This is a genomic window from Acinetobacter sp. RIT698, from assembly GCF_009668065.1.
Taxonomy (GTDB): domain Bacteria; phylum Pseudomonadota; class Gammaproteobacteria; order Pseudomonadales; family Moraxellaceae; genus Acinetobacter; species Acinetobacter guillouiae.
In genome coordinates this window covers 1-12,146 of record NZ_WJYH01000009.1, presented here as the reverse complement: position 1 = coordinate 12,146, position 12,146 = coordinate 1, and the positions used below count along the sequence as shown (strand labels likewise).

Annotated in this window: 9 protein-coding genes and 1 pseudogene; 8 read left to right on the top strand and 2 right to left on the bottom strand. The window is 37.1% G+C overall.

All coding sequences use genetic code 11. The features are described 5' to 3' along the window. Position 1 precedes the first annotated feature (1 nt). Positions 2-412, bottom strand: coding sequence for a rhodanese-like domain-containing protein (locus tag GJV03_RS05660; RefSeq protein WP_004725828.1), 411 nt, complete (start codon positions 410-412; stop codon positions 2-4). A gap of 91 nt (positions 413-503) precedes the next feature. Beyond that, positions 504-1,562 (bottom strand): small ribosomal subunit biogenesis GTPase RsgA, encoded by a 1,059-nt coding sequence (gene rsgA, locus GJV03_RS05655; protein WP_004725830.1) that lies wholly within the window; start codon positions 1,560-1,562, stop codon positions 504-506. 122 nt (positions 1,563-1,684) lie between these two features. Here rsgA and orn point away from each other — a divergent pair, with 122 nt between their 5' ends. From orn to GJV03_RS05615, 8 genes and pseudogenes are all read left to right on the top strand, one after another. Further along, complete coding sequence (gene orn, locus GJV03_RS05650; protein ID WP_004725833.1) at positions 1,685-2,242, top strand: oligoribonuclease; 558 nt, start codon at positions 1,685-1,687, stop codon at positions 2,240-2,242. 211 nt (positions 2,243-2,453) lie between these two features. Continuing rightward, positions 2,454-3,188 carry a Bax inhibitor-1/YccA family protein gene (locus tag GJV03_RS05645; RefSeq protein ID WP_004816949.1) on the top strand — a complete coding sequence of 245 codons (735 nt, stop codon included), beginning with the start codon at positions 2,454-2,456 and terminating at the stop codon, positions 3,186-3,188. Between the two features lie 160 nt (positions 3,189-3,348). After that, on the top strand, positions 3,349-4,152 hold the full coding sequence (locus GJV03_RS05640) for an enoyl-ACP reductase (RefSeq protein WP_004725837.1): 804 nt from the start codon (positions 3,349-3,351) through the stop codon (positions 4,150-4,152). A gap of 173 nt (positions 4,153-4,325) precedes the next feature. Further along, entirely contained in the window at positions 4,326-6,953 is a 2,628-nt protein-coding gene (locus GJV03_RS05635; protein ID WP_154129658.1) for a type VI secretion system Vgr family protein, read from the top strand. Further along, on the top strand, positions 6,953-7,810 hold the full coding sequence (locus GJV03_RS05630; RefSeq protein WP_154129657.1) for a hypothetical protein: 858 nt from the start codon (positions 6,953-6,955) through the stop codon (positions 7,808-7,810). Before GJV03_RS05635 ends, GJV03_RS05630 begins: the two co-directional genes overlap by 1 nt. Then, positions 7,800-10,799: a T6SS effector BTH_I2691 family protein gene (locus tag GJV03_RS05625; protein WP_154129656.1), complete on the top strand. Its 3,000-nt coding sequence runs from the start codon at positions 7,800-7,802 to the stop codon at positions 10,797-10,799. Before GJV03_RS05630 ends, GJV03_RS05625 begins: the two co-directional genes overlap by 11 nt. A 17-nt stretch (positions 10,800-10,816) precedes the next feature. Beyond that, a complete protein-coding gene (locus GJV03_RS05620; protein ID WP_154129655.1) occupies positions 10,817-11,815 on the top strand; it encodes a DUF6708 domain-containing protein in 999 nt (332 codons plus the stop codon). A 97-nt stretch (positions 11,816-11,912) separates the two neighbouring features. After that, a pseudogene (locus GJV03_RS05615) lies at positions 11,913-12,146 on the top strand (hypothetical protein); the annotation flags it as partial.

Below are 12,146 nucleotides of genomic sequence, written 5' to 3'. Positions count from 1 at the left end.
CTTATTTTTTAGCTTTAACTAATGGCAAGCCTTGGGCTTTCCAGTTACTGATACCACCATCAAGACGATAGCTGTCTGCATGGCCGACTTGTTGTAAAGCACTTCCTGCAACTTGACCTAAGTTGCAGATAAATACTAAAGGACGGTCAGCAGTTTTTAACTCTTCGATGTGACTGGCAATTTGACTGTATGGAATGTTGCGGCTGCCACTCACATGACCTTCACGGAAATCTTTAGCATCGCGTAAATCAATCAACATCGCATTTTTAGCCTTCACTAAAATACCAAGTGATTGTGGTGAAATCTTACGACCACTGCGTTGTCCTTCAAAAATAAAGAACAAGATCGCCAGTACCCCTAAAATACCAAATAAGAAGGGGTGATTCCCCATAAACTCAAACCAACGTTCCACAAGTCACCTAATTACAATCAAAAATTGCGTCGAGTATAGCGTATATATATGGTGATCAAAATCACCGCTTCAAGGTTCTCAAAGAAGAAATTTAATTTTTTTGTTGCGCATCAGTGATTTCTTCAATTAAACGTAAATAACTTTCATGTCGTCTGGCTAGAATTTCACCATTTTCTACCGCTTTTTTAATTGCGCACTGTTTCTCATGTGTGTGGGTGCAATTACGATATTGGCAATGTCCAATCAAGTTAGAGATTTCAGGAAAGCCTGCATCAATCTTTTCTAGGCTCAAATGCCAAAGCCCAAATTCACGGATGCCGGGCGAGTCGATCAAGGCACCATTTTCACCAAAACGAATCAAACGGGTAGAGGTGGTTGTATGTTGTCCGAGTGCTGAGTTTTCAGAAATAATATTGGTCTTTTGTTCTGCATCAGGAACGATGACATTAATCAAGGTACTTTTGCCGACACCTGATTGCCCAACGAAAGCAACAGTTTCGTTGTCGAGTCGTTGCTTTAATTCGCTAATATCACCTTCAGACTGAGTGATCAGTACTTCATAGCCCAAGTCTTGATATTCTTTAATGAGGTCTAAAATAGGATCATTTTCTTTGAGTAAATCTGATTTGTTTAACACCAAAAGGACTGGAATATCCGCATCTGCACATGCCACCAAATAGCGATCAATCAGCGTGGGTGCTGGCTCAGGCAGAGTTGCAAAGACAATGACGATTAAACTGATATTGGCTGCGACAGGTTTAACTTTATGATAACGATCGGGACGCGTTAACAATGAAGTCCTTGGATGAATGGCAGTGATGATGCCTAAACCTGTATTTGGGTCTGCTTGCCACTGAACTTTGTCGCCTGTCACTAACAGCTCTAAATTGGTTCGTGTATGACAGCGCCAGACACTGCCTAATTCAATCGGTTTCCAAAAGGGTTCTGGATCACCTTCATTGACGATGGGTTTTTGCGGATGTTGAGTAGGAACAGAAAGGGCTTGTACTTCGAGTTGTCGTCCATAATGCTGAACAACAAGACCTTCAAGGTCATTGGAAGTGTCGATTTCTTCTTGACGTGTTTTATGTTGTTTCTGAATGCGGCGTTGCTGCTGTTCAGTTAAACGACGTTTACGAATTAAAGCCATTCATATCCTAAAAACCTTAAAAATGAGAAGGCAAAAATACCATGACAGGCGAATGAATTACAGCGAAGATGCAAGAAATTTGCTACTATTCATTTTTTATTGGCCTAATAAGATTGCACTATATGAGCAGCACTCCGGATACCCGCTTAATTTGGATCGACCTAGAGATGACAGGTTTAGATACAGATAATGACAAGATCATTGAAATTGCGACAATTGTAACAGATGATCATTTGAACATTTTGGCGGAAGGGCCTGTGCTTGCAGTGCATCAATCAGATGTTATCCTTAATGCAATGGATGAGTGGAACACCAAACAACACGGTCAGTCAGGTCTGATTGAGCGGGTACGTCGTAGTAAACTCACAGCGCAAGATGCAGAGCAGCAAACCTTAGAATTTTTGAAGAAATGGATTAATCCTAAAACTTCACCAATGTGTGGTAATTCAATCTGCCAAGATCGTCGTTTTATGCACCGTTTAATGCCAGAGCTTGAACAATTCTTCCATTATCGTAATTTGGACGTGTCTTCAGTGAAAGAGTTAGCAAAACGCTGGAGACCTGAAATTATGAGCGGTCTAAAGAAAAATGCTTCACATTTGGCAATGGATGATATCCGCGATTCGATTGCTGAACTTAAATATTATCGTCAGTATTTCTTTATTGCCAATCAAGATTAATCATTTGAGTGGTTAAATCTCATTACATATCAGATTGAAAGAAGAGGCTTTTTAGCCTCTTTTTTTGCTATGCATTTTGGTTTTTTAAGCTATACTAAAGCTGATGTCCTCTGACAACTCGTTACAAAAAATAGCAAGCAGTTCAAATTGTTTGCATAAAAAACGTTTTAATATCCTTATATATATTTGAATTATTACAAAGAGATTGACTATGCAAAGTAATAACCCAATTTTAACGCGTGCGGAAACGTATGCAGATTATGAACAGCCAATGACTGTACAAGGCGCAATTCAAAAATCAGTTTTATTGACTGTTATTGCGGCCATACTCGGTGTTGGAATTTTTTTCTATAGCTTTACCACAATGAATGTTGGAATTGCCTATGCTGCCGCAATGGTTGGTGCAATTGGTGGTTTGATTCTTGGATTGGTTGCTACATTTAAGCCGAATACGGCACGTGTTTTAGCTATTCCTTATGCGTTCTTTGAAGGTGCATTTTTGGGTGGTGTTTCAGTGATCTTCCAACTGAAGTTTCCGGGCGTACCATTACAAGCACTTTTAGCTACATTTATCACAACTTTAGTGATGTTTGGTTTATATAAATTCCAAATTATTCGTGCAACTGAAAAATTTAAATCTATTGTGATTTCAGCATCTATCGCAATTGCATTGGTTTTTGTGGTGCAGTTCATTATGCGTTTGGCTTTTGGTTCAAGCATTCCATTCTTATTTGAAAGCAGCATTTTAGGTATTGGTTTTGCTGCATTTGTTGCAGTGATCGCATCATTGAACTTGATTCTTGATTTCGATTTGATTGAATCTGCTGCTGCACAACGTGCACCGAAAGCCTATGAATGGTTATGTGGTATCGCTTTATTGGCAACATTGGTATGGATGTACTATTCATTCTTACGTTTATTGAGCTTGTTGCAAGGTGATGATTAATCATTCCCTTTATATAGATTGATAGATTTGAAAAGGCGCACTCGATTCAGTGCGCTTTTTTTATGTTTTTAGTAAACTTTTAAAAAAAGATGCATTATGCAATTTAGTTATGGGTCAAGACTTGGCATTATGCTTACAAAATTGATCAGGTGAGAATTTCATGGCACAAGGACTATTGGCAGGTAAACGCTTTTTAATCGCGGGTATTGCAAGTAAATTATCCATTGCATTTGGTATTGCTCAGGCATTACATCGTGAAGGTGCAGAACTCGCATTTACTTATCCAAACGATAAACTAAAAAAACGTGTAGATGATTTTGCAGAACAATTCGGTTCTACTTTAGTTTTCCCTTGTGATGTTGCTGTGGATGCTGAAATTGACCATGCATTTGCTGAATTAGCGAAGCATTGGGATGGTTTGGATGGTGTTGTACATTCAATCGGCTTTGCACCTGCGCATACACTTGATGGTGATTTCACGGACGTCACAGATCGTGAAGGTTTTAAAATTGCCCATGACATCAGCGCTTATAGTTTTGTTGCTATGGCACGCGCGGCAAAACCTTTATTGTTGGCTCGCCAAGGCTGTTTATTGACTTTAACTTACCAAGGTTCAGAGTCTGTTATGCCAAACTATAATGTTATGGGTATGGCGAAAGCATCTTTGGAAGCAGGTGTACGTTATTTAGCATCAAGCTTAGGTGCTGAGGGTATCCGTGTAAATGCAATTTCAGCAGGTCCAATCCGTACTTTAGCGGCATCTGGGATTAAATCTTTCCGTAAAATGTTAGATGCCAATGAAAAAATTGCACCGTTAAAACGTAATGTTACGATTGAAGATGTTGGTAACGCAGCCTTATTCCTATGCTCACCTTGGGCAAATGGGATCACTGGTGAAATTCTATATGTTGATGCTGGTTTTAATACGGTCGGTATGAGCCAGTCAATGATGGACAGTGAATAGCATTTAGTCTATATAACAATTTGAATTAAAAACATAAATCTCAACATTAAGCATTTAATGTTGAGATTTTTTTACAAATTTTAAAAAATTAACCGATCAATAAACTAGGATTCAATCGTTTTTTTTGATTAAATATTCATAAATATTAATATTATTTTAAGTTTGATAAGAAAATGAATTTTGCCAATATATTTTCGGCTCTGCAACACCTTGGATTGACTGCGCAAAAACGAGCCTTGCATATCCAATTTAGCAATCCTGATTTGACTGCTCAAGTCTTCTTACAACGTATCGATGGACAACATGGTCTAAACCAAGGTGTGTCTGTTGAACTGATTTGCCTTGCCACTTCGGCTGTGATTCCACTTAAACAATTTATCGGTAGCCAAGTGGCCATTGATCAAGTCACAGATCATGGGCAACTGTTTCGTAGCACAGGAGTGATTACTGAAGCCGCACAAGGGCAGAGTGATGGCGCACTCACGCTATATAAACTCAAACTCGAAGATGCCACTTCACTATGGCATAAACGCCGTAACAGCCGAGTGTTTATGAATAAGTCGGTTGTTCAAGTCATAGAAACGCTGTTTAAAGAATGGCAAGACAAAAGCCCCCTCTTTGCATCGAGTCTAAGTTTAGATAAAAGTGGACTGAAAAAAGACTACGATATCCGCCCATTCATCATGCAGAGTAACGAAAGTGACTACGCATTTTTAACCCGCTTGATGCGCAGTGAAGGGATCAACTGGCTGATTGATGAAGCACAATTGATTGTAGCAAGCGCTACGACCCAAATTCAGCCGCAAAAACTGCGCTTGGTGGATGACAATAGCGAATACAAAGCACTAGAACGAAGAAAGATTCGTTTCCATCGCAGCAGTGCCACAGAACAACAAGACAGCATTACCAGCTTTATCGGACAACGTAGCTTACAACCCACCGCTGTCCATGTACAACGCTGGCAAGCAGATGTGTTAGAGCAAGAAGAGGGTGCAGGCAGTGTTCAAAGCAAACATCAACACAGTCAAAACCAAAACAATGCCAGCCTCGGTTTAGAACAAGCTTGGCATATCAGTCCAGCATGGATTCAAGACCTAAATGGTGAAGATCAAGCAACCGCGTCAAATAACAATCAGATTGAAAAGATTAACCAAAACCTCAGTCATTACTATGATGCTCAATCCAAGCAATTTATAGCCAACTCCACTGTACGTGATGCACAAGTGGGGTACTGGTTTGAGTTAAACGAACACCCAGAAATAGACCAACACAGTGGCTCAGACAAAGAGTTTCTGATCACGTCAAAGACATTCTATAACCAGAACAACTTACCCAAAGATCTGAATGAACAAATCAATCGCTTGCTCCAACAGAGCAATTGGGTCAATTCAAATGTAGACTCAAATAACCCAGAGCGCCAAGCCAATCAATTGGTACTACAACGCCGTAATATCACCACTGTTCCTGAATACCACCCACTACAACACCGTCCAAGTACCCATCCACAACGAGCCAAAGTGGTTGGGCCAAGTGGAGAAGAAATTCATGTGGATGAATGGGGGCGGATTAAAGTTCGCTTCCTGTTTACCCGCAATGAAGATCATAGTCATGATGGTGGTGCAGGGAGCAATGACAACGACACTGATTCCGCTTGGGTGGATGTACTGACCCCGTGGGCAGGTGAAGGCTATGGTGCGCGGTTCTTACCGAGGATTGGTGAGATTGTCGTGATAGATTTCTTTGATGGCAATATTGACCGACCATTTGTGATGGGGCGTATCCATGAAGCGCAACGAAGTCCAACGAAATTTGATGACAAAGGCCAATTGCCTGATACTAAAAAACTAGCAGGGATCAAAAGTCGAGAAGTTAAAGGCAGTGGCTATGGCCAGCTTAGATTTGACGATACCACAGACCAAATCAGCAGCCAGCTACAAAGCAGTCACGGCGCGAGTCAACTTAACCTTGGTAATCTGAGTCATCCTAAAGAAACCGATACCAGTGAAGGACGAGGCGAAGGCTTTGAATTAAGAACAGACCAATGGGGAGCGTTACGAGCTGGGCAAGGTCTACTACTGAGTACCTATGCTCAAGATTCAGCTTCAGGTAACCATCTTGATGCAACTGCGGCGAAAAGTCAGTTAGAAAGCAGCCTAAATAATTCTAAGGCCTTAAGTGAAGTTGCCAAGAACCAGCAAACTGATCCTTTGGAGGTGTTGGAAAGAATAAAAGGGTTTATCAATACACTAGACCAACAAGATCCGAAAAAAGCAGATGCATTTAAGTCTGCGGTGATGATGTTGGCTTCCCCTAATTCGATTGCGCTTGCCAGTAACGAAGATATTCATCTTTCAGCAGATGGGCAAATCAGTCATACCGCAGGCGACAGTATCAACCTAAGTACACAAAAGGCTTTGATTGGGCATGCCAGTGCTAAGATCAGTCTTTTTGCGGCACAGGAGGGGGCAAGGTTATTTGCTGGAAAAGGTAAAGTTGAACTTCAAGCTCAAGATGGTGGTGCAGATGTGATTGCACGTAAAGGGATTCAAATCATTTCGACCGAAGACGCGGTTTATATCATTAGTCCGAAAGAGATTAAGTTGATTGGTGATGGTTCTGAATTAAAGATTAATGGTTCAGGGGTATTTTCAACTACAGGTGGTTTGTTTCAGGTGAAGTCAGGGCAACAGAAGTTTACCAGTGGTGCGAAGATTAATTCAGACATTCCTCAACTTCCTATTTGTGAAATGCGTGTTTCTGGTGCTGCGGCAAAAGGTGATGCTTCTGTGGAGCTTTCATAATGTTATTAGAGGCTATACATCCAAAAGAAGTGATTGAGTATGATTACGTCATTATTGACCCGAATCTAAATGCGCAATATTTTTATGATGTGGAAGCTCAACTTAAGTCTTTAGCACCTGATTATGCGAAGAATGTACAGCATGTTTTTCCGTATTTATTGCGTTTAAATTCAGTTGGTGCTTCGCTTGTTGATGAAATAAAGCAACATGATCAAAATCAGATCAAAGCGGGGCTTTCACCTTTTTTTCTAATGACGTTTAAAAGTGTTCCAACTCGAGAACCTGATATTGTTGATCACTTAAAACAAAATTTAGTCTATGAAGTAGGCACTAAGAAGTATTTGTATCGGTTTTTTGATCCGAAAATTTGGATGTTACTCAATTATTTTGAGAGTCAGGATTTTTTATGGATCAATAAATATTTTAAAAATATTGAATTTAATTTCTTAAATGAAACATTGTGCTTTGACGCTGGATCTGAGGGGGATTTTATTCAACAGCCTGATCATGATTTATTGGACAAAATCAGTGTAAACAACAGAGTATTTGAAAAGTTAAAATTCAAGACTGACGACCTGCCAGCATACTTTTTAAAAGTTAGTCAGATTTTTAATTATGCAGACTTAATAAAAAATAAAGGGATTTTGACCAAGGATGATGCTGTAGCATCCATTTTTCATGCAGATTTAATCGGTGAAAGCTTTCTTGAAACCCACTTTTTTCAACGTTTAACAGAAAGTCCCAAAGGCTATGAACAGGCAAGCAAACAGCTTTCAACGTCTGAGTGGGATGATTTTTTTAAAAAACAAAATATTGATGATGAAAATTTAAAAAATAAGGTGATGTATGGATTCTAAGAGTTGTGATTTTTGTAAAAGAGATATTGGCTTAAAGATTTTTGTGAATCGCTATATATTTTCATCAACAGGTACAAATATTCCACTTGATATGGCTGAAAATCAAAGTGAATTGTATGAAATAGAGGATATAAAATCAGATATCAAAGAATATTTATCGGGTTTAGAAGAAACCAAGTTTGATTTTATTAACTCCTATAAGCCACCTAGTCCGCAAGCTTCAACAGCCACGTCAGCTTTAGAAGCATCTAGTCATGATTCAGAAAATAATCTTGAAGCACCAGTTAAGTCTCTGAATACGATTGAGGTAACGGCTATAGCGGGTAGCTATAGTTATCCTGTACATAAAACTCAAACATCAATGAAACAGTATGGTTTTACAGGGAGTACTTTAAGAAAAGGCTTTTTATATGTTTATCTAAAACACTTAAACCAATGGCAAGAATATAAAATTTCTGAAAAGGGCTTTTTAAAGCGTATTAATGAATCAAATTATGATCAAGATTACTCATCTAGACCCTTAGTTTTAATGGAGCAGGGTGATGAGCCTTGCATGAATATTAAGCATAGAGCAAATGCTTTAACGATCGTTGTACCCAAGCCCAATGAAGCCTCTTTTGTATATTTAAAATATTCTGAAAACGCATGGAGCAAAGCAACGAAGCTGAGAAATAAGTCACCTGAATTTTACGAAAAATATATGGATAAATTTGACGTAAAAAAATTTATTGCAGGACAATACGAAAAAGGCACATTCCCAATGAAGGCGGGAATTGAGAATTTTTGTGCAGATTATATAACAATATGGAAGTCGGGTGAAAAAGGTGAAGGGATTTTAGAAAACCGTCTATTAAAAAATAATATATCAAAAGAATTATTTTCATATTCAGAGTATTTTTCCTATCTGTCAGGGAAGACACCTAAAGATATACTTGAATACATAATGAATGAAAATCGAGAGATTAATCAAGTAAAACTAAATAACATGGAATATGCGCTATTCGCAGATTCAAATATGAATGATTCATTTCTTAAAGAGCATAGCAAAGAGGAGCTCACCGAGGCTTTATCAAATGATGCAAAAGCAAGAATACTTTTTGGAGCTGTATTTGCGATTGATGACCCTGTTGGCGTAGTGATGGATATTTCAGCTCAAGTCGCAAATCAAATGATGAGTGACGAAGATTATACTGATGATGAAAAAACTGTTAACACATTAGAAGTGTTAAAAAATAACTTTGGGATTAATGATTATCCTTACTTTACCAATGAAGAATTAAAACGAAAAGAAGAAGCTAAAGAGCTTAATCGTATGATTAACGGTCCTGGAGCAATTTATGGTGAGGTCCTTGAGGAGAGGTGGAATGAGAAAAAATCAACAGAAGAACTCAATGCCGAGGAGCGAGCGCAAAAAGCAGCAGAACAAATAGGAAAAAATAAAGAATGGAATACAAAATATATTCAATATATTGATTCAAATAGATTTAGTGCGGGTTTAGCCACGCTTAAGCAGAAAAAGCAACAGCAGACAGCCTATGCGGATGAATTGGATGGAATAGGTCAAGAGTTTCTTAAAGAAAGCATAATTGCGGATCATTTTTTCTTTAACCAAGAAAAAGATAATTTAGTTGATTGTGTTTCTCTTGGCATGTGTGTCAATCTAGTTTTAGAAAGTAGCAAATTATGTCCAAAAATGAATAAATACATGGGGCAATACTTATACAACACGCGAGATCCTAACAATTACTTTTTAAATTTTCTTGCTTTAAATTCAAATGGACTTCGTCAAAAGTTAAATGAACAAATTAATAAATGGTCGCTGACTAATTTAAATGGAGCTTTTGCTACACAGCCTTTTGGGGATTTCATTAATTCCTTTCATGGCTTTTTAAGTACAGCTCGAACGGAAGAATTAAAATTTACATTGTTGACGAATATCAGCAAAGCCTTTTTAAATATCACAGGGCTATCTGCCCCGAATGCTTTAGCTGCTCATCCATTCCAGCCTTTAATGATTTCAATGTTTAGTTTGTCTGAAATCAAGTCTGAGCGAATTACTTTTACGAACAAAAGCGATTTCAACACGAAAATGCGAAATTATTATAGATCACATCAAAATATTGTGGGTAAAGATAATGGTCTAGGCAATGTCATAAAAAATAGTGATTGGAACTATCTATATGACAAATACAAACATCTAAAATATATAGATGTGCCACGTTTAGAAGTAAATCCTGAGTTTGAGAGAAATTTACCAAAAAACTTTAGAGAAGCTGTAAAAAAGCATGCTGAGTTATTAAAAAAACAAAGTACGATGAATGTCAGTGTTATTGCTGAAGATGTTATAGAGCCAAGCCCGAGCTCAGATTATTATAAATTCTTTATGATTAAAGTCGCCATTGTTGGCTTACAAGGCTGGGCAATTTGTACTGTTTTTAGTCAAAGTTTTGACAATAAATATGAAAAAGTTGGTCGTAGAAGTGCTGCTGTGATTGGTCTAACCATGTCGACTGTAGAAGCAGTGGGCGCACTGTTGAATTCAAGTGATAAAATCACGTCAAAATCTCGGCTGTTAAAGTCAATGAATAGTTTTATTCTTGAATTAACGACATCAAATAAAAACAGTGTAAAAGGGTTGGTATGGCGAGGTTTTGGATTATTTGCAGGATTAATTTTTGGTGGATTTGACGTATATAATGGATATATGGCTGCCAGTAATGGTGAGAAATCATTTGGAATTGTGTTGGGTTTAAGCGGAGTTTTCGTTATCGGTGGTTCTATAGCCATTTTCTTACTGAATCCATTAGGATGGATAGCAATTGCTGTAGGGATTATTCTTTCTTTAATTGCCTATTTTGTAAAAGAGAACAATATCCAAATATGGATTCAACGATGCCTACTATCGACCAATACTGAAAAGAAAAGATTTAGCGATATCTTCGAGCAAACAGATCAGTTAAAGACGATTGTACCCCCTGCAAACAAATAATTTATAATGGCTCTCTTATGAAAAGTAAAATTAAAAAACATGTGTTTGGTTATGATGTATTTAAAAAAAACATACCTTTTTCCAAATTAGATGAAGGTGATGTACTTTTAAATCCTCATGATGAGTTTAAACGTAATCATAACTGGTCTTTTCTAAGAATGAATGATGATTATATAGAACTTATAGATCAGTCATATGCAAGACTTGGAAAAGGCTTAAGCCCATTTATATTTGTAATTCCACTTATGTTAATTGCATTATATTTTTTATACTTATATTTTACTCTTGGTGGTGATAGTAATGATTCAATATTTATAACTTTCTTGATTGTAACTTCTGTTGTTTTTATAATATGGTTTTGCTTTTTTGTTTTTTTTCGTCCTTTTTATAAATATGATTATAAGAAACCATTATGTAAACCGATCTTGTTTAACCGAAAAACTGGTAAGGTATTTTTTTATTTAACTGATGCTGAATATATCGAGCGAGATTGGAAGGATGTTGTTTATGTGATGGGGAATAGCTTTGGTCTTTCAGGTGCACCTTTAAGAGAGCTTAGAGCGCATATCGTTGAAGAAGGTATTTTAAAACATACTTTTGTTATTGGCTTCCCAATGATGGGTATATTCCGTACCCAAGGTTTATGGTCATTTATATGCCATTTTATGCATAAAGGACCAGCAGAATTGTATCCAAAGCCTAACCCAATGTATGGAACAATAGACCCGTTTACGCAGTTAACGTTTTGTCAACAGGTCATTGGAGCAAAAGAAAGTTATCGAGATACATGGAAGTCATTTCGAATCATTTATCATGATAACTGGGTTCCTGCTTTATTTTCTTTTCCTTTTGATCTTGGTAATTTTATTGCAAGACGAATATTGCTTAATATAAAGCCTCTACCTGTCTGGCATAAAGAGGTTATCCTTAAAAATAAAATGGAAAAAGAACGACCAGAGGAAATTAGTTTTAAAGACAACTTTGAATTTAGTATGTTTGAGATGAAAGATAAATGATAAAGCGTATCAGCGCTTTGATCTTTAATGATTAAAATGAAAATTATATTTTTTTATGAGCTTAATATTTGGAAGCATCAGTAAACATGGTTACATGATGAAAAGTAAAATTAAAAAACATGTGTTTGGTTATGATGTATTTAAAGAAAATATACCTTTTTCTAAATTAGATGAAGGTGATGTACTTTTATCTCCCTATGATGAATTTAAACGTAATCATAACTGGTCTTTTCTAAGCATGAATGATGATTATATTGAACTTATAGATCAATCTTATGCGAGGTTAGGAAAAGGAATAAGTCTTTTAGTTTTTATATCACCTTTAATATTT

Coding starts and splice junctions, on each gene's coding strand:
- GJV03_RS05625 (WP_154129656.1), top strand. CDS start 7,800: ATGGATTCTAAGAGTTGTGATTTTTGTAAAAGAGATATTGGCTTAAAG.
- GJV03_RS05640 (WP_004725837.1), top strand. CDS start 3,349: ATGGCACAAGGACTATTGGCAGGTAAACGCTTTTTAATCGCGGGTATT.
- orn (WP_004725833.1), top strand. CDS start 1,685: ATGAGCAGCACTCCGGATACCCGCTTAATTTGGATCGACCTAGAGATG.
- GJV03_RS05645 (WP_004816949.1), top strand. CDS start 2,454: ATGCAAAGTAATAACCCAATTTTAACGCGTGCGGAAACGTATGCAGAT.
- GJV03_RS05620 (WP_154129655.1), top strand. CDS start 10,817: ATGAAAAGTAAAATTAAAAAACATGTGTTTGGTTATGATGTATTTAAA.
- GJV03_RS05635 (WP_154129658.1), top strand. CDS start 4,326: ATGAATTTTGCCAATATATTTTCGGCTCTGCAACACCTTGGATTGACT.
- GJV03_RS05630 (WP_154129657.1), top strand. CDS start 6,953: ATGTTATTAGAGGCTATACATCCAAAAGAAGTGATTGAGTATGATTAC.
- rsgA (WP_004725830.1), bottom strand. CDS start 1,562: ATGGCTTTAATTCGTAAACGTCGTTTAACTGAACAGCAGCAACGCCGC.